The organism is Horticoccus luteus, assembly GCF_019464535.1.
Classification (GTDB): Bacteria; Verrucomicrobiota; Verrucomicrobiia; order Opitutales; family Opitutaceae; genus Horticoccus; species Horticoccus luteus.
This window is the reverse complement of sequence record NZ_CP080507.1, coordinates 1,570,963-1,594,104: the sequence shown is the minus strand read 5'-3', so window position 1 is coordinate 1,594,104 and position 23,142 is coordinate 1,570,963. Positions and strand designations below refer to the sequence as shown.

General features: G+C 66.2%; 26 protein-coding genes. All 26 read right to left on the bottom strand.

Annotated elements, in window-relative coordinates; translation table 11 throughout:
* Entirely contained in the window at positions 1-1,800 is a 1,800-nt protein-coding gene (locus tag K0B96_RS06680) for a phage BR0599 family protein (RefSeq protein ID WP_220165275.1), read from the bottom strand.
* Positions 1,797-4,214: a coiled-coil domain-containing protein gene (locus tag K0B96_RS06675; RefSeq protein ID WP_220165273.1), complete on the bottom strand. Its 2,418-nt coding sequence runs from the start codon at positions 4,212-4,214 to the stop codon at positions 1,797-1,799. The genes K0B96_RS06680 and K0B96_RS06675 overlap by 4 nt, the downstream gene beginning before the upstream one ends.
* Before the next feature lie 10 nt (positions 4,215-4,224).
* On the bottom strand, positions 4,225-4,533 hold the full coding sequence (locus K0B96_RS06670) for a hypothetical protein (RefSeq protein ID WP_220165271.1): 309 nt from the start codon (positions 4,531-4,533) through the stop codon (positions 4,225-4,227).
* 29 nt (positions 4,534-4,562) lie between these two features.
* A complete protein-coding gene (locus K0B96_RS06665; protein ID WP_220165269.1) occupies positions 4,563-5,069 on the bottom strand; it encodes a hypothetical protein in 507 nt (168 codons plus the stop codon).
* Positions 5,066-5,401 carry a hypothetical protein gene (locus K0B96_RS06660; protein ID WP_220165267.1) on the bottom strand — a complete coding sequence of 112 codons (336 nt, stop codon included), beginning with the start codon at positions 5,399-5,401 and terminating at the stop codon, positions 5,066-5,068. The genes K0B96_RS06665 and K0B96_RS06660 overlap by 4 nt, the downstream gene beginning before the upstream one ends.
* 9 nt (positions 5,402-5,410) lie before the next feature.
* Positions 5,411-7,387 carry a hypothetical protein gene (locus K0B96_RS06655; RefSeq protein WP_220165265.1) on the bottom strand — a complete coding sequence of 659 codons (1,977 nt, stop codon included), beginning with the start codon at positions 7,385-7,387 and terminating at the stop codon, positions 5,411-5,413.
* Between the two features lie 22 nt (positions 7,388-7,409).
* On the bottom strand, positions 7,410-8,237 hold the full coding sequence (locus K0B96_RS06650) for a hypothetical protein (RefSeq protein WP_220165263.1): 828 nt from the start codon (positions 8,235-8,237) through the stop codon (positions 7,410-7,412).
* Positions 8,238-8,241: 4 nt separating this feature from the next.
* Complete coding sequence (locus tag K0B96_RS06645; RefSeq protein ID WP_220165253.1) at positions 8,242-8,784, bottom strand: hypothetical protein; 543 nt, start codon at positions 8,782-8,784, stop codon at positions 8,242-8,244.
* A 38-nt stretch (positions 8,785-8,822) separates the two neighbouring features.
* Complete coding sequence (locus K0B96_RS06640; protein ID WP_220165252.1) at positions 8,823-9,368, bottom strand: hypothetical protein; 546 nt, start codon at positions 9,366-9,368, stop codon at positions 8,823-8,825.
* Positions 9,369-9,372: 4 nt separating this feature from the next.
* The gene (locus tag K0B96_RS06635) at positions 9,373-10,047 is read right to left on the bottom strand and encodes a hypothetical protein (protein WP_220165250.1); all 675 of its coding nucleotides are present in this window, start codon (positions 10,045-10,047) and stop codon (positions 9,373-9,375) included.
* Positions 10,044-10,868 carry a hypothetical protein gene (locus tag K0B96_RS06630; protein WP_220165248.1) on the bottom strand — a complete coding sequence of 275 codons (825 nt, stop codon included), beginning with the start codon at positions 10,866-10,868 and terminating at the stop codon, positions 10,044-10,046. Before K0B96_RS06630 ends, K0B96_RS06635 begins: the two co-directional genes overlap by 4 nt.
* Positions 10,865-11,692 (bottom strand): DNA adenine methylase, encoded by an 828-nt coding sequence (locus K0B96_RS06625; protein WP_220165246.1) that lies wholly within the window; start codon positions 11,690-11,692, stop codon positions 10,865-10,867. The genes K0B96_RS06630 and K0B96_RS06625 overlap by 4 nt, the downstream gene beginning before the upstream one ends.
* Entirely contained in the window at positions 11,692-12,150 is a 459-nt protein-coding gene (locus K0B96_RS06620) for a hypothetical protein (protein WP_220165244.1), read from the bottom strand. Before K0B96_RS06620 ends, K0B96_RS06625 begins: the two co-directional genes overlap by 1 nt.
* A gap of 81 nt (positions 12,151-12,231) precedes the next feature.
* Positions 12,232-13,266 carry a hypothetical protein gene (locus K0B96_RS06615; RefSeq protein ID WP_220165235.1) on the bottom strand — a complete coding sequence of 345 codons (1,035 nt, stop codon included), beginning with the start codon at positions 13,264-13,266 and terminating at the stop codon, positions 12,232-12,234.
* A 59-nt stretch (positions 13,267-13,325) separates the two neighbouring features.
* Positions 13,326-13,826, bottom strand: a complete 501-nt coding sequence (locus K0B96_RS06610; RefSeq protein WP_220165225.1) for a capsid cement protein — start codon at positions 13,824-13,826, stop codon at positions 13,326-13,328.
* Positions 13,827-13,899: 73 nt separating this feature from the next.
* Positions 13,900-15,255 (bottom strand): phage protease, encoded by a 1,356-nt coding sequence (locus tag K0B96_RS06605; RefSeq protein ID WP_220165223.1) that lies wholly within the window; start codon positions 15,253-15,255, stop codon positions 13,900-13,902.
* A complete protein-coding gene (locus tag K0B96_RS06600) occupies positions 15,252-16,802 on the bottom strand; it encodes a phage portal protein family protein (RefSeq protein ID WP_220165221.1) in 1,551 nt (516 codons plus the stop codon). The genes K0B96_RS06605 and K0B96_RS06600 overlap by 4 nt, the downstream gene beginning before the upstream one ends.
* Before the next feature lie 2 nt (positions 16,803-16,804).
* Positions 16,805-18,829 carry a hypothetical protein gene (locus K0B96_RS06595; RefSeq protein ID WP_220165218.1) on the bottom strand — a complete coding sequence of 675 codons (2,025 nt, stop codon included), beginning with the start codon at positions 18,827-18,829 and terminating at the stop codon, positions 16,805-16,807.
* Entirely contained in the window at positions 18,829-19,383 is a 555-nt protein-coding gene (locus K0B96_RS06590) for a hypothetical protein (RefSeq protein ID WP_220165216.1), read from the bottom strand. The genes K0B96_RS06595 and K0B96_RS06590 overlap by 1 nt, the downstream gene beginning before the upstream one ends.
* A gap of 460 nt (positions 19,384-19,843) precedes the next feature.
* Positions 19,844-20,101 carry a hypothetical protein gene (locus tag K0B96_RS06585; protein ID WP_220165214.1) on the bottom strand — a complete coding sequence of 86 codons (258 nt, stop codon included), beginning with the start codon at positions 20,099-20,101 and terminating at the stop codon, positions 19,844-19,846.
* Between the two features lie 2 nt (positions 20,102-20,103).
* The gene (locus K0B96_RS06580) at positions 20,104-20,583 is read right to left on the bottom strand and encodes a hypothetical protein (RefSeq protein ID WP_220165212.1); all 480 of its coding nucleotides are present in this window, start codon (positions 20,581-20,583) and stop codon (positions 20,104-20,106) included.
* Entirely contained in the window at positions 20,580-20,873 is a 294-nt protein-coding gene (locus K0B96_RS06575; RefSeq protein ID WP_220165210.1) for a hypothetical protein, read from the bottom strand. Before K0B96_RS06575 ends, K0B96_RS06580 begins: the two co-directional genes overlap by 4 nt.
* A 114-nt stretch (positions 20,874-20,987) precedes the next feature.
* Positions 20,988-21,182 (bottom strand): Pam3-gp28 family putative phage holin, encoded by a 195-nt coding sequence (locus K0B96_RS06570; protein WP_220165208.1) that lies wholly within the window; start codon positions 21,180-21,182, stop codon positions 20,988-20,990.
* A 21-nt stretch (positions 21,183-21,203) separates the two neighbouring features.
* The gene (locus tag K0B96_RS06565; RefSeq protein ID WP_220165206.1) at positions 21,204-21,452 is read right to left on the bottom strand and encodes a hypothetical protein; all 249 of its coding nucleotides are present in this window, start codon (positions 21,450-21,452) and stop codon (positions 21,204-21,206) included.
* A 156-nt stretch (positions 21,453-21,608) separates the two neighbouring features.
* The gene (locus K0B96_RS06560; protein ID WP_220165204.1) at positions 21,609-22,136 is read right to left on the bottom strand and encodes a hypothetical protein; all 528 of its coding nucleotides are present in this window, start codon (positions 22,134-22,136) and stop codon (positions 21,609-21,611) included.
* A gap of 10 nt (positions 22,137-22,146) precedes the next feature.
* Positions 22,147-23,097, bottom strand: coding sequence for a hypothetical protein (locus K0B96_RS06555; protein ID WP_220165202.1), 951 nt, complete (start codon positions 23,095-23,097; stop codon positions 22,147-22,149).
* Positions 23,098-23,142: the final 45 nt, after the last annotated feature.

Sequence of the window (23,142 nt, the reverse complement as noted above, 5' to 3'; positions counted from 1 at the left end):
TCATTTTTTGCCTCCCGCAGTCTGGCTCTGCGGCTGCGGCACGGAGATATTGTCGCTGCCCACGTGCCTGTGACCGCCGTAGTTGATCGTGTTGCCGTAGCGCTGGCACTCCGCCCAAGTGCCGGAACAGTTGGGACGGATCGCAATCGTGTCTCCCACTGCCAGTGCGGTGAACGCGCGCGCGAGCGTGAGGGATTGCTCGCCGCCGCCGAGATCGACGCTGCGCACGATCTCGACCGCCTCATATGTTGTGCCGCTGCCTTTGTCGGCATCGCCGTTGGCGAAGAAATCATCGGCGAGCGTCGCGCCCGGCGGATTGCTGATCACCTGCGCATGCAGCACCGCGCCATCGATCGCCGTCACTTCGACGGTGAATGTCCAGTTGTCGATCACGAGCCCGCAGCCGCCGCTACAGAAGTCGTGGTTGCAGTCCTCTTGGATGTAGAAGTTGGGCACCTTGATATCGAGGGTGCCACCGAGCACGGTCGTGGTGGCGCTGAGGCTGCGGCCCTTGCCGGTCACGTCGGCGATTTCGCCCGAATAACGCAGCACGGGCGTCGCACCCTCGACCTCCGGAGTGAGGCGGAAAATATCGATCTGCAGCGGCGCCTGCAACATGCGGGCAACGACCAGCATCCACGGGTGCCCATCGGCCACGAATCCCTTCAGCTTTGAGGGATCGTCATCGAGCATGTAGCCGTGAGTGAGCTTGTCGTGCTCGATCTTCGCCGGGAAGTAGGTCACATCGTCGCCTTCCTCCACGAGAGTGATCGGCCGGGCGTAATCCGTGTAGCGCCAGAAGAGAGGCCCCCCTGGCACATCGAGCTTGTGGCGATAGAGCCAGGCTGTGCCGGCCTGCTCCGGCTCCTCGTCTTCGATCGGCTCCGCTTCCCACGGCACCTGCCAGAAGGCCAGCTTCACCGCGGCGCAGGCGCCGCCGCTGAACGAGAGCTCGATGCTGTCGCTGGCGAATCGCACCCGCGTGGCCTGCGGTGTCTCGGGCGTATCGGCACCCGGCCGAAACCACCACGGCATGGTCAACGCGCGCCAGCGCCCGAGGTGCGCGGCGAATGTGGCGAGCAACAGGCGGATTTCGGCGCGACTTTTGAGCTTGAACGCAGCCTCCTGCCCCCAGCGGAACGCCATCTCCTGATGCTCCACTCCCCGCTCGCGACCGGCGCCGAGCGCCACGTATTCGCGGCCGCTGTCTCCGCGGTCGATGTTGCCCGTGTAGGTGGGCACGAGACCGGCAGGCCAGGTCCCAGGCGCCACCGTATCGACCGGCGCCACGCGATAGTCCCACGCGGCGTCCTCCACGATCGCGATCGACGTGCGGCAGCCCGCCCCTTCGTCGGTCCACGGTGCCGCTTCGATTTGCTCCTCGTAGCGGCCGACGAGCAGGGGCGCATACTCCTGGTCGGGATCGAGCTCCGATGCTCCGTCGACGATCGCGCCATCGCTGAACCGAACGAGGAGCGGGGCCGTGTGCACGCGGTCCGCCCAAGCCGCACCGGCCAGACGATCGATCCACAGGGGCACCGCGACGAGCGTGTCGCCCAACGTGGCGAGCCTTGCGCGCAGGGCCGCGGCGTCGGCGGAGGTGGGCAGCAAGTATTCGCAGCTCTGCTTGAGGCGCAGATCGGGGTGACCGGGCTCGCGCGTCTCGCGGCCGCTCTCGCCCATGTCCACCTGCGTCGAAAACGCATAGGTGACCGCGAGCGAGCCATCCTCCGCCACCTGGGGAGTGAAGAGCAACAGCGCGAAATCTCGTCCGCCGAATGTGCAGAGCGCGAAACTCATGACGCGATGCCGAAGGCGCCGGGGTTGCCGGTAATCATATCCTGCACGGTGGTGAAAAACGCCGGGTCGTCGCGGAGTTGCTCCGCGAGCCGACGACTATCGACGACCACTGTGCGCGAAGGTTTTTGCCGCGTCGCGGCCGCCGCAGCGGCTGCGGCGAGCGCCGCGCCGGCCGCGATCGGCGAGCCGGTGGCCGGCGCGGAGAGCGGCGCCGGCATCGCGACGGGCATCGCCTCGATCGCGCCCGCGCCATCGCCGAGGCGCATCGCCTCGACTGCCGCCGGTCCGCCGTGGCGAGCCACATCGTCTTGGGAGAAAATCACCTCACCTCTGTGCGCGATACCCGCGATCTCCTTCACGCCACCATCGCCGGTGTAGCCGCCCGTATCGAACATGCTCATCGCTCCGAGCACGACGGCGATCGCCAGTGCGCCAAAAGCCAGCGCCACGCCGTAGCTGGAGATGCCGGAGGCCGCCGCGCCGGCCGTTTTGGCCGGCAGCGTGGCCACTTCAGCGGCATTTTCCTTGACCACGCGCGCGGTGCGCAACGCATCGCCCGTCGCCTCGATCGAGATCATCCCCGTCTTGATGAGCACGGCGTTGATCAGCCATTGCACCCCCATCTGGATGATCGTCTGCAGCATCGTTTGCAGGATCGTGCTGCCCAGATTCATCATCGCATCGCCAAAGCTTTCGGTCCCCGTGATCCAGCCGTAAATGCCTTCGCTGATGCTCTGCACCGTGGCGCCGATGCTCGACTGCATGGCGGCTGCCACCTGATCGCCCTGCGAACCGAGCGAGGACACCCAGTCCATCGCGCCGGCTGCCACGCCTTCGCTGGCGTTGAGTCGCGGGTCCCGATTCGTGGCCGTCGTAAACGGGGTCGGTTCGTTGAAGGCGCGAAATTTTTCTTTGCGCTGGTCGAAGGCCGTCGGTCCGACGCCATTGCGCGCCTGAATTTCGTTTTGGAGGGCGCGGATGCGCGCACGCAAGGCGTCGATTTCGTCGGCGCGCTTCGGTTCGGTCTCGGCATCCTCGATGGCCAGCGGCATGGCCTCGCGCAGTGCCACGATCTGTTCGAGGAGCGTCTTCTGCTGCGCGAGGTGCGCGAGAATCGTGAAGTCTTTCTCCGCGGTGCCGGCAGTGCCATCGGCCTGCGCGACGGCGAGGGAGCGCTCGTTGCTGGCGAGCTTGGCGGTGGCCTCCGCCAGCGCCTCGCGCTGCTCCGCCTGCTTTTTGGCGGCATCGATTTCCTTGGCTGATTTCGTCTCCGGCTGGGGCACGGTCACTTCCTGGCCAAAGAATTTCAGGGCCGAGGCGAAGTCCTCGCCGATCTTGGCGGTCAGGATGTCTTTGCCATTGGCAAGCCCTTGTTTGGCGGCCGCGAGCCGGGCGATGGTCTCGGCCGACATGAAGCGGCCCGCACCCTCGGCGCTCTCCTTGACCTTGTCGTAGCCTTCGACCGCGAGGTCGCGCAGCGCCTGCCGCAGTTGCGGCAGATTGCGCGTGCCGAGAATTTGCGACGCCGCGGCATAGGCGGCCTGCTTATCGGTCGCGTGTGAGATCGCGAAGGCGATCTGCTCGAATTGCCGCTCCACCGGGAGGTTCGCGAGACGCGCGGCATCGAGGTTCAACTGGCGATAGGCGGCGGCCGCGCCGCTGTTGACGTTGCGGGCCTGCACGAGGCTGCGCTGCTGGTCGTTGAGCGCACCGGTGAGGGCCTCCACGCTGCCGCCCGCGTTCACCGTCATGTCGCGCAGCACTTGGAAACTTTCGACCGATATTCCGATGTTGGTCGCGGTGTCCTTGAGCTGGGCGGCCACCTCGAAGCTGTGCGTGGCGGCTTCCTTGAGCGTGCCAACGAGCAGGTCGAGACCGCGCCGCGCGAGGTCGATCCCGAGACCGGTGCGCAGCATCCCGGTGAAGGAGGTGCTGGCATCCTTCACGACGCGGAAAGCCTCCTGCGATTCCAGGAGCTTGTCGGTGAGCACAGCCGTGCGCTCGCTCGTGGTGGCGATCTGGGCGGTGGTCTGCTGGATCGCCGCACCCTGCGCCGCGGTCGCCTGGGCGGCCTCCTTCGTCGCCCCCTGCAGCACGACTTGCTCGTGCGCGGTCTGCGCGATCTTCTCCGCCGTTTCGGCGATCTGTTGCGTCGTTTGGTGCAGCGCATCGCGCTGCGCCTCGGCGCCCTTCGTCGCCTCGCGCGATGCCTCCGCCAGCGCGGTCTGCTGCTGGGCCGCGTCGAGCAGTTTGCCGCCGGTCTCCGCGGCGGCTTTGCCCTGCTCCAGCAGCGCGTCGCCGGATTTGGCGGCGGCCTTTTCCACCTGCCCGAGACCGCGCAACGAATCGTCGATCGCGGCGAGGCGGGCGCGCACGTCGATGAGGATTTGGAGCGTGGAGTCTTGATCGGCCATCGGGATCGGGTTACGGTGTGGGCGTGATTATCGTGGGTCTGCTTGTGCTGCTGCTGGCGCTCGTCACGGTCTGGGCTTTCTCCGGGCCGTGGGCGCCGCCGTTTGGCCCAGGCTGAGGCCGGCGCTTCTGGCTCGGTGCCCAGCGGCGTTTGGGCTTGGCGGACGTGCCGTTGGCCTGGGCGATGAGTGAGGTCTCGTAGAGGGCGAAGGGGCGCTGCTGTTCTGATTTGTCGCTGAGGCTGGCGGGGATGGCCTGCCGGGCGGCGTGCAGTTGCGCGAGAGCGGCACGGGCTTCGGCCTGACGTTCCGCACGGCGCACGAGCAGGAGTTGGTGGAGCGTGTAGCCGTCTAAGACTTCGTCGAAGGTGCGCCCAGTAATCCTTGCGACTTCAACGATGAGAGAATCAAACCAACCATCTGCTCCATGAGCGGGCTCAGTGCCTGGTTCGCTTTCATCAGGAGAGGCCCCTGAAATTGCTTCGCGGCGATCTGCCTCTCCGCCCAGGCCGCCGCGCGGATAAAATTTAGGCGCTTCGCCGCCTCATAGAGAAGCACGTGGGAGGCGTCGTCGAGCGTGTCGACCCAGTCGGCCGAAGCCGCGCTCCACTCGGCGAGCACACCCGTCGAGGGATCGACGACGGCGATCTGGGTGACGAACTCGACGGTCGCGGCCTCGTCGATACAGAGCTGCAGAATGCGGCCCAGGTGGCGCGCTGGCATGGCACGCACGCGCACGGCGAAAGTCTCACCGGCGGTGTTGCGGATCAGGGGATGGTCGGAGGTGGCGCCATCGAAGATTTCGCCCGCAAAGACCATCGCTGTGCGGGCCGGAGGGGTGTCGGTGATCGCGGTCATGGTGCGGGGATGGTCGCTGCGATGGCGGCGCGGATGTCGGCCGGGGCCGCGGCTTCGCTCGGCGCCGCGACGTTGACGCCGAAGACGGCGCCTTTGTTGAGCAGATGCCCATCCTCGGCGACGAGTTGGAAAACATACCCCTCGGCGGTGATCGCGAGGATGTGCGCGCCGACTGCCGGCGCGGAGGACGCCGTGAAATGTGTGGCGTCGACAGGCGCGGAGAACGTCACGTCGAAGGCGATGGGCTCCGCGGGCGTGTCGTCTTGCGCGAACAGGCTGCCGCACGCGATGACGGAGAGTAGGCAGAGGGAGAGGAAGCGTAACATTTTCATGGGTGGAGCTCAGTCGACGAGGTGGCCGCGAATGGTGTGCTGCAGGGAGTCGGTGCCGTTGCTGTTGACCCAGAGCGTGGACGAGCCGATGACGCGGGTGGCGAGCGTGGGCACATTGCGGCCGCCGGCGGCCGTGCCGCCCGAGAGGTATTGCGAGCCGCCGGAAGCCGACCCGAGGGAGATGGTGCGTGAACTGCCGCCCTTGTTGTTCACCACCCAATCGTCGATGACGTTGCGCGTGTAGTCGAAGAACGGCGACGCGCCGAGGAGCTGCTGGTTGCCGTTGGTGCTCGTGTTAGCCTGGATGACCCAGTCGCGGCGGGTCGTGAGCGGCGTCATGCCGGTCAGCACACCGGCGATGCCGTTGGTCGTGGCGTCGGCGACGATCGCAATCGGCTGGACTACCGGCCGGAAGAGCGGCCCCAAAACGCGGAGTGTGTAGTTGTCGCACACCGCATTGCCTCCCTGCGATTGCAGGGCCGCACCGCTCAGGTAGGTGGCAGCGGCCGTGAAGCTGATCGTGTAGGTGCCTGGCGCGGTCGCGAAGGAGATATAGCTTGCCCCGTTGTAGTAATTCACCGAGCCCGCGGTGACCGAATCCACGTTCACCGTGAACGTGTATTTTGTGCCGGCGAAAATGGGCGATCCTGACATGTACGCGCTGTCGCTGGCGGAGAGGTTTAGCTTGCCGGCGGAGATCGTCGTGGCGCCGGTCAGCACCCAGCCGGTCGAGGTCGCAAAGTCGCTGGAGAGCTTCGCTGCATTGCCTGCATTGGTCTCGTCCCACACAGGCACACGTCCCGTCGAACTCCACTCGGCCGCTTCACTCGCGGTCCACGCGCCGAGTCTGGGAGCATGCGGAACCAATCGGCCGGACGGCCAATTGAAGCCGACGAGGAAGACAGTAGTGTCCAAGCCCGACGGAATCCAATTGGGCGGCGTGCCGCCGGTCGCTGCGGTGAAGTTCGCCGATATGTCCGCGCCCTGCACAAAGACGGTGGGCGTGCTCGTGGAGTTGCCGGTGAACACGACCGCGCCGCGCAACCCTTTGGCGCCGGAATAGGCTGCGCGGAAGCCAGTCCATTCAAACTGGCGGTAATCCGACGTCGTGGTGCCCAGTTGCCGGATGAGTAGCCCGCCCGATGTGTAGAGCAGCACCTCGAGCGAGTTGGCGGCCGCAAAGACCGCCGTCGTGGCGGTGGGCACGAACGCGGCGATCCGCGAGGCGGTCGATGGATTGCTCGTCGGCACGTCGAACTCGAACGGGATCGTGATCGACTGGCCTGCGACGGCGCCCCTAATGCCTGGTGTCCACACCACCGCGCGGTTGCTCGTCGCACCGTCGCTATAAAGCGCATCTCGCACAACGCGCGCGCTCACCATCTGGTCGACGGTGGGCGACGTATACGCATCCGTTATACCATAGCCGCTTAGCGTCGTCGGCTTGCTCGTGATCGCGCTCCACGCGGGGGTGATCGCCTGCGCGGCCGCGGAGGTGATGCGGCCCTTGGCGTCGAGTGCGAGCGTCAGCGACTGCGTCGCGCTGCCGAAGGTGCCGACGTTGCTGTTGACCGTCGCGAGCGTGGTCGCCGCGCTGCCCGCGCTCGTCGTCACGTCGCCCGTGAAGGCCGGCAGACGCGCGGCGGGGAGCGTGCCGGTGGTGAGCTGCGATGCGTTGAGCGCGGTGAGATTCGCGCCGGAGACGGCGGGAAGCGTAGTGCCGAGCACCCAGTTGCCGGAGCCATCGGTGTAAAGGACGGAGCTATTCGCGCTGGCGAAGGCCAGGAGCGAGCGACCGAAGGTCGTGGTCGACAGCGCGGCGATCGAGGTGAGGTCGCTGTCGAGCGGCTGCGCATCGGTGATGCCGTAGCCGGAGAGCGTCGTCGGCGTGAGGCTGATGTTGCGCCACGGAATGGCGACGGTTTGCGCCATCGCGCTTCCGAGCGCGGCGGCCAGGAACGAAAGAAGAAAGAGGAAGCGTTTCATAGGAAGTGGAGGGGGTGCCGGCTCAAGCGCCGAGCTGGGTGAAGAGTGTGAGGGTGGCGAAGCCGCCGGGCTGTTCGCTCCCGATGCCGGTGACCTTCGCCCGGAGATTGGCTCCCGCCAGGAGCGAGACCGGCGTGGCGAGCACGGTCTCGCCAAAGGTCTCGCCGTCGGCGATGGCCACGGTGACGGGCGGCACGCCGACGGGATCGCCGTCGGCATCCACGAGCGTGATCTCTGCGCCGGCGCCGACGGGCGGCTCCTGGATCTCGACCTGCACGCGTGTGAGGATCGAGGCGGCAGGCAGGCGCGTCTGGCCGCGGATGGCGTTGAGGGCGAGAGCGCCTTCGATTCGGAGGATGGGTGTATTCACGTTGAGGTCGGTGGGATCGGAGGTGGTGACGGTGTAGCCGCGCGCGCGGGGCGGCTCGGCGGTGGGGCGAAAAACGCCGACCGGTGCGCGGGCCGGGGCGAGTGCCGTGGGTGCCGCGGCCGACAGCGCCACGGCAGCGGGCGCTCCGGCCGCGGGGGTGGTATCGGGCAACGCGTGGCCGGTGGGCGCAGCGGCGGTGGGTGGAGCGATTGCGGTCGCAATGTCCTCCGGCGGCTCCTCAACCGGCGCGTTGCCGCTGACGGCGATCCCGGCGGGCGGTGTGGCGTCGGGCGCCGCAGCCGCACCGGCGATGCCGACGGGGGCATCTTCGATCAGAGCTGCCGGAGTGAGCGCCACGGCCGCCGGCGCCGCGCCCGTCGGTGCGGCATCCGCAAGCGCGATCGCAGCGGGCTGCTCCTCCACCGGGGCGGCGGCGGGCAGCGCGATGGCGGCGGGAGCGTCGGTGGTGGGCGCGGCCATGGCGTCAGCTCAGCGAGCCCGTCATCAATGGGCTGAAGAGCACGTAGGCATCGACGCCGATATCGAGCGCGCTGTCGCCAAACTCCACATCGCCGGGCAACTCCAGCGACACGAAGTAATCGGTCGTGCCGATCAGCGTGTTGTGCTGATCGTAGTCCTGGAGCTGCAGCCAGCCGCGGATGAGCGGATCGCCGGCGAGCGGATTATACTGACCGCCCGCGCCGGTGAGCGGCAGCTCCTGGCTCGCCATCAAGAGTTGCCACGTGAGGTTGCTCATCTCCATGAGCGTGCCGGAGAGCTTCTTGCCCTTGCGGGTCACGATGCGGTCGTAGAGCATCCGCGCGCCGGGCGATGGCGCATCGAAATCTTCGATCTTGTGCGTCGGCGAGTGCTTCCACTTCGACACGCCGAGATCGAACCAACCGGTATCGGTGGCTCCGGGCTTGAGGTTGCGGCCGCAGACGCCGCCGGGATTGGGGACCGTAAACGCCGCGCCGTCGGGGAAGAAGAAGGCGTGCGAGCCAATGACTTTTCGGGCTGTGTTCATAGGGAGGATGTGCTGGGTTGCGGGATGCGGTGGAAAAATCAGGCCGGTTCGGCCCATGGCTGCGTGGGGCGGATCACGCGCTCGCCGCTCGGCGTGGAGTAAGCCAGGACGAAGCACTCGCGGCCGGGGCTGTCTTTCACCTCGTCGTCGGCGAGCGTGATCGAGGCGCCGTCCTCCACCTGCAGCGCCACGTAGGCGAGACCGAGCTGCGGGTTTTGCGCGAAGTGGTCGACGACCAGGTCGCCCATCGTGAGGACACCAATTGCATCCGGACCGCCGAAGACCGCCTGCTGGCCGTTGTCGGCCCAGTCGCGATCGGCGATCAGGATGTCGAAGGTCGACCGCCGCATGCTCCGGATCGTGCGGCCCTCCTTCACGTTCGTGAACGCGTGGCCGCCGGGCACGATGATCGCCACGCGCTGCTCGGTGACGACGAGCTGGGTGAGCGCCTCCTTCAGGCGCTTGTTTTCGTGAAACTCGACGCGCTCGAAGAGCTTCTCCTCGGGCTGGCCGCCGGGCAGCCCGATCGAGGCGAGCGCCGTCTTCACGGCGTTGAGGAGGTCGGTGGTCGCGAGGAAGGGCATGGCGTCAGTTGTCTGCCGGGGCCGCCTGGCCTCCGGCCGCGCGGTCGAGGCGCTGGTTCATCCGGCTGATGATGGCGGCCGCAAGATCGAGCGGCGTGGGCAGCACGCTCGGGTCAGGCCGCTGCGTGACCGAGGTGGTAAGCCAGTAGATCACCTGACCGCCTTGGCGGATTTCAGTGGCCTTCCACGCCGTCTTGATCGTGCCGTCCTTCGTCTTGCGGCGCGTGAGCTTGACCGCCGTGCTCGCGCGACGGACGAGCGCCCACTGCAGATGCCCGGTGCGGGGATTGAGCGCATGCGTGAGATCCAAATCGTGGTGCGGCCACTCGCGCGGCATGAGCTGAAACGCCTCGGCCGGCGCGTTGTCATCCGGAAACGCGACGAAGCGATGGCCGGGCTTCGGCTTGATCGTGCCACCCTGGAAACGCTGGCGCATGCCCCGGTGCGGGATGTTGATCACCGCACCTTCGGGTGTGATCGCGGTGTTCACGCTGCGCGCTGCCTGCAGGTAAAAGTTGCGGCCCTTGTGATGGCGCGCCGCGTTGAGCTCGATGAGGTGGTCGCGCACGAGGTTGCCGCCGGCCCGCGCGCCGACCAGCACGAGGCCCGCCACTTGGGCGGCGGTGCGCACCCGTTCCAGCATCGGCGCCGCGGTGTCGATCACGATGCCCACGCTCATCCCCCACCTCCCGCGAAATGCAGCACGCCGTCGGCGTCGAACTGCCCGAGCCCTTGCGCGACGATCGCCTCGCGCAGCCAGGACGAGCGCACGTCGGGCGGCGCCTGCAGGTCGGCGGAAAAGTCGTCGACGGTCGGCGCCGGGACCGTCTCGTCGGGCGCGAGGAGGCCGAGATCGATCGCCTCGTCGCGATCGATGTCGCGCACGTCCCACTTCGAGTTGAACGCAAACGGCGGATACGGGTTGCCAAGCCCATCCGGGAAACGGTCCGGATCGCCGAGTCGCGACCAGACCGGGTCGGACTTGAGCGCGATCATGCGACGGCCGAAGAACTCGCCGCCACACGCCTGCCACCGCGCGGCCCAGTCGCGGCGGTGTTCGCCACCGGGCGCGGCGTCGAACAGCTCCTGCGCCGGGAACTCGTCGAGGACGTCGGGCTGCACGCCCTGCACGTAACGGCCGTAGCCCTCCGCCGTGGCGACGTTGGTCTCCAGGATGAGGTTCAGCCGGGGCGACGAGCCGAGGTCTTGGAGACCGCCGCGCTGCTCCGGGTCAGGCTGGTAGCCGGCGGCGGCGATCTGCTCCTTCAGCCAGGCGCGCACCTCAGCCTCGCTTTTGTTGCCGGCCAGGAGCGAGTCGACCCCATCGGCATATTCCTGCAGGCGCTGCACCGTGTCGACGGTGGCCGACATCATCGCCCGCCGCTTCACGCCACCGTCGAGCTGCTGCAGATCGACGGTGCGGCCGGTGGTCGGCAACAGCGATCGCGCGTGCGCGGCGCCGAGCGCCTCGACGAAAGGCATGGGGCGGTTGACGATCATGCGGTGCGCCCTTTCTTTGCCGCGTTGCGTGCGACCGGCTTGCATCGGTGAGTGATGATCACCTCGGCATACGTGCGACCGCGCTTGCCGGTGCGGTTGCCAATGCCGTTGGCCCTTTGGATCGCCTGGATCGGATAGCCCGCGAGCATCTCGCGGATTTGCGCGCAGTCCTGGAACGTCATCATCCACGCGCCTTGGAGCTGCTGGATGCGGGTGCAGAACGCGCGCAGCTCGTCCTCCGTCCAACCGACGTAGGCCGCGCTGCCGTCGTCGAAATACGGCGGATCGAAAAAGAAGAACGTGCCCGGCGCATCGTAAGCCCCGACGATCTGCGCCCAGTCGCGTTGCTCGACGCTCGTGCGATCGAGGCGCGCGGAGAGCGAGCGGAGCGCGACCATGCGGTTCGTGCGCGACGGGAGCGGCTGCGTGCGCACGATCGCGTAATTCGCGCCGCTGCCGCCGAACGAGAGCTTGTTGCGGACGAACCAGCGCGCGGCGCGCTGTATCTCCGTGAGTCCTTCCTGCTCGACGAAGTCCTCGAACTCGCGTCGTGCGTTCAGGATCAGGTCCGTCTCATCGAGCAGCGCGTCGAGGTGGTATTTCGCGTTGCGCAGGAGGGCGGTCAGGCTCGCGTCGCGATCGTTGATGACTTCGACGGGGCTCTCCGGCTTCGCGAAGAACACGGCGCCGCCGCCGAAGAACGGCTCGCAGTAGCACGTGTGCGGCGGGATCAGCGGCAGGATGTATTTCAGCATCCTGGTCTTTCCGCCGGGCCGGCTGAACACCGGGCGCGCCGGCGGGAGCGATGGAAATACGTCGGTCATCAAAAGAGCCCTCCCAGGGATTCGCGCGTCATCTCGCGCGGAGGCGCGCTGACGATCGTCACGCCGCCTTCGCCCTGGACGTCGGGCGTCACCGCATCAGCGGGGCGAGTGACGAGGAGCTTTTTATCCCGCAGCGCCACAAGCGTGCTGCGCGCGACCTCGACCTGCTGCGCCTGATCCTTGGTCAGGCCGATGCCGAGCCGACCGAGCATCGGGCCGAGAATCAGATAGCACACGTCCGTCTTCAGCTCGGGCGGGATCGTCAGCTCGTCGGCGTCGACCGCGTTCGCCGGGTTGGACGCGATGTAGCTGCGGACCTTCCGAATGATGTCCGGCGCAATCTCGGTGAAAGGATCGGCTTGTCCAGGCGCGAGGGCTTTCGTGCGCAGCGCAGTGAGCTGCGCGGCGACGAGATACGCGTTGAGCGCGTCGGCGGTGAGTGCGATCCAAGCGGGCATCAGAGGTGCAGAGCGGATGAGTTCGCTAAAGCCCCGCCGCCGTCGGCGGGGACTTTAGCGTGCGAAAACGCCGGTCAGGGTTTAGGCGTTCGTGATATTCTTCCGCGTGGCGCCGATCGAGGAGGTCCCGAGGATATTCTCGTAGTGCTCGATGGTGATCTCGATGAACTTGTCGGCCGGCCCGTAGACACGCCGGTAGACACGGTAGCGGCCGCCGCCCACGACGGGGGTCCAGAACTGCTTGAGGTTCGAGGGATCGTCTTTCGTCAGCCCGTCGCGACCGTGGAAGCCAATGAAGCTCGCCGGCACGATCCGGCCCTTGGCGGTCTTCGTCTGCTGATACACCGACTTGTCGACGCGCAGCTCGTCGAGGAACAGATCGCCCGCCACCTGGCTAAGCGACTTCGTGAGCTGCGCCGTGGCGCCGGCCGTGTTCTGCGCGGCGTAGGCCGCGCTGCGGAGATTCCACCCCGACAGGCCAATGAGCCCGCGGTTCGGATACACACCGGTCTCGAGCTGAGCGGCCTCGAGCGCGGCCTTCAGAATTTCGTCCGGCTGTGTGTTCGCGGCGAAGATCGCGCCGTCGCCCGCCGTGATCGCGAGCAGGGCCGTGATCGCACGGCGATACTTGTTGCGGAAGATCCGCTGCAGCAGGCTCGCGGTGATCGCCTCCTCGTCGATGACACCGCCGGACTCGTCGGCGTCGATCACGGTCATGAGGCCGCGATTCTTCGTCTTCGAGGTCTGCTCGGCGCCGCCGAACTCGACTTTCTTGAACCCGCCGCCGATCGGGCGCTCGTCGTCGATTTCCGTCAGGAAATACTTCGACTGGTCGGCGTTCTTCCAGTCGAAGCGACGGCCAACCTGCACCGGAGGGGCGATGTAGTCGGTGGCGGCCAGGAGGTTTTCCGGGTCGCGGTAGCCAGTGCTGAACTGGGTGAGCGACTCGGAAAAGTGGGAGACGTTGAATCGCGTCTCGTTGGCGAGCGCGACGAGTCCGGGACGCAGATCGGAGCCGTCGTCCGTGACGACGCGAGCTTCGTTGCCCAGGGAAACGAGGGGGAAGAAACCACCGCTCGCGAGAGCGATGCCGGTGGTGGTGCGGAGAGCTTTCATGGAAATAAAAAAAACTGAGAGAGGTTGGTTGAGAGGTGGGAGCAGGTGCGGCGGGCCGATCAGCTCACGACGACCTGGAAGGGCGTGCAGGGGATGATCTCGATGTCCTCGTCGGCGCCGGCGGCATCGCCCCAGGCTGTGCCGACCACCCAGTAAGTGCCGGCCGCTCCGGGCGTGGTGATGACCTTCCCGTTTGCGGCTGACGTGAGCTGTGCGCCGGACACAATCGCGGCCGCGGAGCGCCCGAGCACGGTGCGCCGGCCGAAGCCGAGCGGGTAAAATGCGATCTTGTCGCCGATCGCGCCCTCGTCCTCGGCGAAGCCGATCGGACGATCGGCGACGGTGCCGATCAGCGCTGCGCGGGCGGCGGCGCCAGCTTTCAGCAGCAGGTGCCGCGTGGCGACCGCCGCCTCCAGGGTGATCTGGAGATCGTCGTGAATGCCCGCCGCGACATCGTTGGCGAGCGGAGTGAACTGGGCGCCGCGAGGGCGGGAGGCGATCCAGCTCACGAGGAGCGCGATCGCGACGAGGACGGACATGATGAGAAGCAGGGTGTGCATCTGGATTCGGGTTTTGAGTTCTGAGTGAGGGTGGCGGAAAACGCGGTGAACGGGGAAAGACGGGCGAGCCGGCTCAGTCGGTGGACTCCTGCTTGTCCATCTTGTCGAAGAGCTCCTTGCCCTGCTTGGTCGCCTTCACGGCTTTCCAAGCTTTGGCCCAGTCGTTGCCGTGCTGCGGCATCGCCTCGTTAACAAGGGCCGTGAATTGGTCGGCAGCGGCATTAGGTTCCTTCCGGTTGCCGAGATCGTTGGTGCGCGAAGTCGTCTTGAGGGCGCCGCTTTCGTTGGCGAGAGCGACGGATTCGACGGCGAAGTCGCGTTCAAGGCGGCCTAGCCATACGGTCCTGTTCGCTTCGAGGATGCGGCCGGCCTTCACCGCGTCGGCGACCAGCGCTTCATTGCGCGCCTTGATCGTCGAGGCGTGGGCGCTCTTTTCGTTGGCGAGCGCCGTCTCGGTGGTGTTGAGCTTGGCTTTCGTCTCGTTGAGCTGAGTCTCCGCCGTGCCGCGCGCAGTCTGCTCGTTGGCGAGTGCGGTGGCCTCGGGCCGCTGCGCGAGCGCGGTGGCGATAGGCAGAGCGGCGGTCAGTTCGGCGTTGAACTGGTCATCGGTGGCCTCGTTGGCGAGAGGCGTGCGGCCGAGAGCCGCGAGGAGCTGGATGAGGAGGGTTTTATTCATGGTTGCGGGTTTCGTATTAACGAGAGAAGTGCCGGCGATGTTTGGCCGATCGGTGAGGCCGATGCTCAGAAACATCGCTGGGCCGTAGACGGTGCGGCCGCGCTCCTCGCCGAGAATCTTGCCGAGCCAATGCGGGGAGAACCGGTCGCGCCCTTCGTTGACCAGGGCGACGCCGGCGGGACCGAGCACGGGCTTGATGTAGAGGCCGTCGTCGCGCGCCTCCATGTCCGCGATGGTGCCGTACTCCCTCTTATCGGGATACTGGCGCTCCAGCTCGGCGATCTTGCGGTCGAGTGCGGCGCGCTGGGCTTCGTTGGCGAGCGCCGTGCGCTGCTTGCGCAGGACGTCGGCAAGATCGGGGTGCCCCTTATAGATTGGAAGACCGGAAAGAGCGCGCTTCAGGCGGTTCCAAGTGTTCTTGAAATAGGAGACCATCTCTTCCGCCTGCGCGCGCCCGAAGCGCTGGATGCCGAGCTCGTGCTCGTGCTCGCCGTAGGGGATGCGGGCCCAGCCGTCGCCATCCGTAGCGGCGATTTCGTTGCCGAGCCCGACCATCGGCTCGCCCGCAAACGGCGCTTCGTTCGCCAAGGCGGCTAGATCCCAAACTATCGCATCGTTGCAATGGCGCTGACGGAGGCCGATTGCAGCGCTTGCAATGGCCCTGCCCGCCATTTTCCGACCCACTGCGGGCCTACGGGCGGATTGGGCGGCAAGGCCGTTAAAATCGAAATGCGCGGAAGCAGGCTTTTTCATGCGTTTTGGGGCGACGATTTCGGGACTTCGGCGAGGCCGCTGACGACGGCGGGCGCGATCGCCTGCTCGATGGCTTGGGCGAGGGCCGGCACCTGCTGGAGCGCGGCGCGACCGAGCACCGGCCACGCGGCGCGCAGCTCCTGGAGCGCGGCCCGCTGGGCGGCGGGATCGGGCATCGCCTCGATCGCCGCGAGGCGCCGAAGGATCGGATCAAGGATCGCCTGCTCGGCTGGTCGGGCTTGGGCCGCCGCGCGGGCGACGAGCGCCACGCGATTGCTGGCGGCTTCGTTGACCAAGGCAGCCGGAACGACGGCCGTAGAAGCCTGGGCTTCAAACGGACTCGGCGGCACGGAGGCGATCGCGACCTCCTCCCCGGCGTCCGCCTCGGCGCGGCCGTAACGCTCCATCAGGTCTTTGATCCCGAGCTTGCAGCCCCACTTGATGAGCTGGTCGTCGATCTTGAGCTGCAGGTCCTGGTTGATCTTCGTCCGCGGCTTGAGCTTGAAATACGCCTTCGGCTCGGTGCCGAACCGATACCGGATCACCTGACGATCGAAATAGTAGTTGAGCGTCTCGCTGATGTTCTGCGCGTCGGCCGCGGACAAGATGTCGGTTTCGCTCGCTTGGGGATTCGAACCGACCGCCGCGCCGTCCTTGCTCATCGTCCCGAGATCGGCGCCGCGCCAGATGCGCGTGATCCCGCGGTCGCAACGATCGACGAGCGCCTCGGCCGGGGCTTCCGCGCCCGTGATGGTGATCGGCGTGATCTTCGCACCCGGCGACGTGAGCACCGCGCCGTCGTTGACGAGCGAAGCGAGCGCATCGCGAAACGCGTTCCATTCCTTCGAGCCCACCTGGGCCGACGATTCGCCGTGCAGATATGGAACCGCAAACTTGTCGCAGAGGATCGCCCACGCACGGAGCGGCGAGCGCTTCAAAAAATAGGCAATGCTGGTGGCCTGCATGAGGCCGGGGCCGCAGACGACCATCCAGCCACCGTCCTCCAAGTCCTCACCCTGATAGGCGCCTTCGACCGGCAGGAAGCGCAACCGCCCGACCGTGTGCTCGAAGAATTGCAGCGGCACAAAACGAAATTCTGCCGTGAGGTCTTCTCCGCTCGGGTCCCAAATCAGCTCGAACACCGCCCATCGGTGACCGACGGCGTGCATCATCATCTTGATCAGCGCCGCGACGCCGCCGCGCTTGTTCTGGTCGAGTGCATCGGTGGCGGTGAGCCCGTTGTAGGCAGCCTTGAGCGCCTGCTTGTCTCTCTCCGCCTCCGGCGAATCGTCGACCGGCAGAATCTCGTAATCCAGGAGCGCTGCGTCGAGATCACGTTTTTCCGTGACGGCGAGCGTCGTGTCATCCCGCTCGCGGATGATCTGCCAGAGGACGGCGGCCTCGCGCAGCCAACCGCGGCGGAAATCGTCGAGCGCCCGCGCGAGGCGTTCCGCGGAGAGGCCGCGAATCATGTTCTCGCTGCCCATCAGCGCGAGCCGGACGCGCTCGGCGTCGATGCGGGACGTGGTCTTCTTTGCGCGTGGCATGATCAGAGGGCGCTGGTGGACGAGGCGGGCTCGACGCGCTCGTAAACGAACGGCGCGGCGATGGCGGAGCAGCCGATCGACTCCGCCAGCCGGGCATACGTGGCCGAGAGCAGGTAGTGGTTTTCGATTTTGTCGACGAAGTGCTCCTCGGCCGTCGTCTCATGGCGGTCTTTCTTCGAGCCCGCGAGAAAGTGCTGGCTGAGCAGCTCGGCGGCGGGCGCCGCGCCCGTGCCGGTGAACGGCAGCCGGAGGATCGGCAGCTCGCGCGACTTGCCGTCGACCACGTGGACCAGCCCTTCCTTGATCGTCAGCAGCTCGTTGATCACGCCCTGGATCGATTCATCGCGATTGCACTGGATGATCGGGTAGAACTTGCCCTCCTGGGTGATGCCGAGCTTGTGACGCACGCCCTGGCCATCCTTCAGCGCGAACTCGACGACGGCGGCGCGAAGGCCCTTCCACTTGCCCGACGGGCCATCCCAGGCGAGGTCGCCGGGAAACTGGATGTAGGCTTTTTCGGGCTCGTCGATCTTCGGCCACGCGTAGTCGAGGAGGTTGTGCACGGCCCAGGTGATGTGCCGCGCCTCTTGGGCCGCCGGCCGCGCGTCGATGAAAAGGCACGACAGGTGGCAGCGATGAAACAGCTCGACTGCCCGCGCCTTCACGCGGCCAAGGGCGATCTGCTCGGCGTAACGCAGGCGCTTCACCACCGGGCTCGCGCTCTCGCGCACGGTAAACCAGCAGCGGTCGCCCGTATCCAGTCCGCCGTAGCACGGCGCCTCGCCGAGCCCGGCGAGCGAGAGCGGAAACCGCTCCGTCGTGCGGGCGCGATCGAGAATTGCCTGATCGAGCTGCTGCAGCGTGCTGCGCGGCATGGCCTGACGATCGCAGGCGAAGACGATCATCTGCTCCGGGTCCGCGACGGCGTCGCGCCAATGCGCGACGATCTGGACGAGATCGATCGCCTCGATGCCAAACTGAGAGACGCGCATCGAGAATTTCCGCTCCTTCATTCGGTCCGGCCGACGGCAGACCCAGCGGCCGTGCTTCCGATCGAGCGGCGTGCCCGTGAGCGGGTTGGCGAGGTAGTAGTGCGCCTCCGGATCGAAGGTCGCGATCACCTCGTCGCTGCCGGGCCGCTTGAACACGCCCTCCCAGCCGAGCTGCGGATCGTCGGGCTTCGGCGTGCCGTCGAGCGCCACGCGGCAGATCTGCGGCCAGTGCTCCTCCGGGCAAAAGCCGTCGGCGATGACCGGATCAATCAGCTCCCAGACTTCCTGGGTGCCCGCCTCGAACTCCGCATTCTGGCCGGCACCAGCGATGCGTTGCGTGCCGATCACGAGCGAGAAACGCAGATCGCTCGACGTCATGCGGCCACGGAGGAACTTCGCCCGCGCGGCCTTGATGTCGTCCTTCTCGTCCTGGATGACGGCGTCCATCGTGAACGTCGTCGGCACCTTCTTGTTGAGGCCGATGAACATGCCCAGGCCAGGAGAACCGCCGGGGCGCGAGACCAGGAAAGCGCCCTTGCGGTTCACCGCCTTGCCGCTCTCGTTCACGGTCTTCCCGACCGAGATTTGCCGGGCATACCACGGCAGCAGGTCGAGCACTTCCGGACGGAATTTGCCGTCGACGACACCCTGCACCAGATCGTCGTCCGGGAGGTAATATCCGACGTTGCGATACTTCAGGCCGGTCATGTAGGCCGTGAAGTTCAGCCCGAGGACGGACTTGCCCCACTGCGCGCCGCCGCACACGGCGAGCGACGCGTCCTTGAGCGGCTTGCCGGTCTCGGAGCCAAGGATGAGATCGATGCGATCGACGATCCCCTCGATCGCCTCGCGGCCCGTGAAACTGTAGGGCGCCGAGCCGTCCTTCGTCTTCACGCGAGCGTCGTCGCGGAGAAACGCCTTGAAGCTGTCGGCGCGCGGCACGTCGGCGAGCTGGTCACTGGAGTGCAGCTTCGCGTCGAGCGCTCCGAAAGCGGATTGGCGGCGATCGTTGTTCGCCGCACTGGCGTGCATCATCACGACGTGCCCTCCACGCTGTGCATGACGATCGCCTTCATGCGCTCAAAGAGCTGCAACGCGTCGGCATGGCCCTTGATCTCGGCGTGCAACGCATCGAGACCCTTCTCGATGTCGCTCTTCACCTGATGGCGGAACTTGTCCAGGGAGAGCGTCAGCTCGCGCTGCCGAAGCTCCAGCCGCGCCGTGTCGCCGATGATGCCCGCGAGCGTCGCGAGGTCGTTGACACTGGCGCCCTGGGTGCGCGCGAGCAGGTAGGCGCGCTGGCGGATCAGCGCGAGTGTCGCCGCGTCGTAAGCACGACCGTCGGCCCGCACCTCGGCCTCGACGCGCGTCACGAACTCCTGCGCGGATGCCGACGTCTGGAGGTAGCATTCCGTCGCGTAGAAATCGCAGAGCGCGCCGACCGACACCCGGACGTTGAAATCCATCTCCAGGCGTTCCTTCGCCTTTTCATAGGAGACGTTTTCCTCCGTGAGCCAGCGGATGAGCTGCTCCTTCACGGGCTCCGGGAGCGCGTGGAGTTTGGCGTCGCTGCGGCGCTTGCGACTCATGCCAGGAGCGTGCCCGCGCTCACAGCCATCGCGGGTGCAGGTTGAAAACGCGTCGACACACTCGACGCGGCGGCTGCGGTGCATTTACGGGTGGGTATAGAAATTCTCTCCCGGCCGGCAGCGTGGACGGCCGCGGCCGCCGTATTGCTTGCCAGGCCAACTACGAAAACCCGAAGCCCGCGCGAACGGGCACCGGCCGGGAGGTTGGGTCGATCATGGTCAGGGCCGCGGGTGACCGCGGAGGAGGGCAAAGAGAATCCACGCGCAGGGACTACGGCCGAGATTAAGGCGCACGAGCGCCACACGGTGGTGCCGTCTGCGGCTGCGGTGGATGAAGGGGTGCGCGGCAGCAACGGAAAGCTGACCGCCGGACGGACTGCGAGGGCGTAGACAAGCCCCGCGATCGCGAGAGCGAGCACGAGCACGAGCGACAGAATGATGGTCAGGGCGACGCGCGGACTCATTGCTTGAGAGCGAGGCGGCCGGGCTGGGTCACGGCCCAGGTGCGCAGTTCGCGGTTGTCCTCGTCGAGAGGATGCGCGGTGAAGACGGCGAGCGCGTGATCGCGCAGCCAGGACAGCTCGTCGGCGAGATCGGCCATGGTGACACCGGGCAGCTTCAGCGCGACGAGCGTGAGGAGCCCGGCCTGCGTGAGCCCTTCGACGGGCGCGGCGGCGAGTTCGGCGAGAATGGTTTTGCGAATGACGAGCGGCGACATGGTCAGAGGTGCTTCGCGCCATCGATCAGGCCCACGATCCGGCCGGGCAGGTCGGTCACGACGGTGTTGAGGTTGTCGAGCCGGGCGTTGATCCGCTCGACGCGCTTCTCCGCGGCCTCGTTATTGGCCTGCATCGCGTCGCGGATTTCGCGCAGGTCGTCGTCGATGCGCAGGCCCAGCGCGCGCTGCTGCTGCTCCACGCGGACGATCGCGGCGTCGATCTCCTTGCGCTCGCGGCTGATCCGGCCGTGCGCCTCGGCCTTCACCGTCTCCAGCTCCTCCCACTTCGCCAGGCGGGCGTGTTGCTTCACTTCGAGGGGCGATGGGCTGATGCGCGTTTCCTCGCTCTTCCCCGTCATCTGCCGCCAGGCGACGACGACGGCGGCAAAGGCGACCGCGAGCCAGGCCGCGACCTCGACGACATTGACGAAGGAGGCGACGGCCGCGGGCGACGGCGTGGTTTGGGCGAAGAGCGGGATCATTTCGTGCGGGCGCGCTCCTGGGCGAGCGCGGCCGAAAGGTTCAGGGTTTCCTGTTCGAGTGCTTCGAATGCGGCCGGGCTGTGCCAGGTCTCATCCGTTTGCGGGGTGTAGATCCCCGCCGCCGTCTGGATTGGCTGGCCCGCCTTGAGCAGGAGCACCCGCGGCTGGTAGATGTTGAGCGGCGCAGACGGCGACGCCTTGGGTCCGGATGATACGCTGCCGCAGCCGGTCAGCAGCACGCTGAGCATCATCGTCAGTGTGATGGCGGAGCAGGAGGAGCGCGGTTTCATCGGCCTCGATGTCGGTTTCGATACGACGGGAGAGATCGTAGGCCGCGGTGAGCTGCTTCAGGCGCAGCCACTCGGCGAGCGCGGTGAAGATGGCGGTGACCGCGGCCCACATGGTCAGGCGGCGGGCGTCGCCTTCGCCTTCTTGGCGGCGAGGTATTCGTCGCTGGCGCCCCAGATCGCGCCGATGGCAGCGACGACGGCGGGCACGAGGGTCGCGAGCGTGGGCTCGGTGATGAGACCCTTGGCAGCGAGGAAGCCGCCGCCAAAGGTGAGGCCGTGACGGATGAGGGACAGGATGGTGTCTTTCATGGTTGGATACGGGTGGAAAAATCAGAGGATGCGGCGGCTGGGCTTGAGGATCGGCGCGCGGCCGACCGAAGCAGGAACAGCGGAGCCCGCGTCGCCGCGCGCCTCGCGCACGAGCGGCTCCAGGACGTCGAAGATGCGCCGCCACATCGCGGGTGTGGCGCACAGCTCGGCGTCCTTGCCTACGCCCGCGAGAACCGGGAGCACGACGTCTCCTGCCTTGACGTAAGGCGTCTCAAATCCGAGAAGCGGCGTGGGCCGAGGCGGGGTCATTGCCCCCGCAGAATATCAGCCGGTCACGAGCGAGTCACTGAGCCCATTGGCCCCGTTGGCTGCATTGGGCAAATTCGCACTGACCGGTGCGAATTTGGCCGGCGCACCGACACAAAAAAGCCCCGGCGGTTCAAGCCGGGGCTGGGTCACTGTTTATTAGGTGTGCAGCTTTCCTAGAGAATAATTAGCCAGACGTTCCCGCGTAGAGTTTTGCTCGCGAGCTATGCGCTTGCACTCTGCAATGTAATCGCCTGCCCAACTGGCAGCCCAGAGCTGTGCGCCAACCATAACGGCTGCCACCAACAGCGCCGCTCCTCCAAAAGCTGCGAGGCTCATAGTCATCCTTGTAGATTGGGCCACCGCCTCTTTCAGGAGCACACCTGCTCCCACGGTCAGGAAAGAAAGGGCGAGTCCGACTATCAAGCGCACGATGAAGCGCCTCCGAAGCGTGCGGATCGCGAGCTCATACCTGTCGCGCGTCAGCCGATCAAACGCTTGCAATTCAGTCATTGCATTGAAGGCCGCGTTTATCATTCGTGCGACAAAGAAGAAGGCGGTGGCCAATCCGCCCGAGTACATCAGGAGGCTGCCCACGGCTCTCGCGCCGAAAATGTCCGCGGCCCAGCCACCCGCCCCTGCTCCGAGCAGACCAATCAAGACCAGAAAGCCGCTCTCCTTTTTCATACGCACAGAGTCAGTCTAGGATCTCTCCGCGTTCCCGCAACCGCGCTAAAAATCGCAACATCCTATCCCAGACCGTCTCCGGCGGAACCCGCCCCTCGACCAATGCGATCGAACATGACTCAGCCATGCTTAATTGGCGCCTGGTGAGCGTAGTAGCCCCAACATCGACCGCAATGTCGACCGAGGGGTCTTCGTCGAGCATCCGCAAACCCACCCGCCCCAAACCTTGCAAGAACTCGTCGGGGCGAACGCCGCCCGTCTTCTTCGTCCACCATAATCGTATGGACGTTTGGACACGCCCTCCCGCAGCGACGTCGTGTGGCATCATCGTGCGGAGGTCGTCCACTCCAAGGAACGTTTGAAGGGCATCGATTTTCGCATCACGATTAAACTGCGCCGCGCCGGTTTGATCATTGCTCGGAAGTTCGACTGGCCGGGAAAACATCACCGATGTCGGGGGAGTGCGCTCAAGAATGCGACGACCAGCCGCAGGTGGAAGCGAGAGGAGCGTGACGAAGTTCCCCGCTGGAAGCTGCTCTCTGAGGAGCCAATTGAGATATTCCTCAAGCTGACTGATACGCAAAGACTGCGATTGGGCGACGACGACGTGATCGCCATCAAAGCAAAAGTAGAGTGCCCCGCCGGAAAACTCTTCACCAGCGGGCGCGGCGACTGAACCTTCCGGAGGTTCCGCTCCATCTTGCCGCACGCGCACGGTTTCCTGCCGCAAGCCGTGTGTAAACTGGACCAGCTTGCCGAATGCGCAGCCATTCCTGTCACTGGCATAGGTGATCTTTCGCCACGTCCCTGCGGTCGCTGAAGCGTCCTCACTAATTGGCTGAGCACGGGCATCACCTGCACGTTGGGTGAGTGCTCTCTGAAATAGTTGCTGGAGCCGATCGGTGCTGGGAATTTGCCAATCCGTGCGTTGATATATCAGCCGCTTGCTTACGTTGCTCATGGGGTAATGGATGGGCTCCAACTATTGAAGCTCGGATAATTAGGG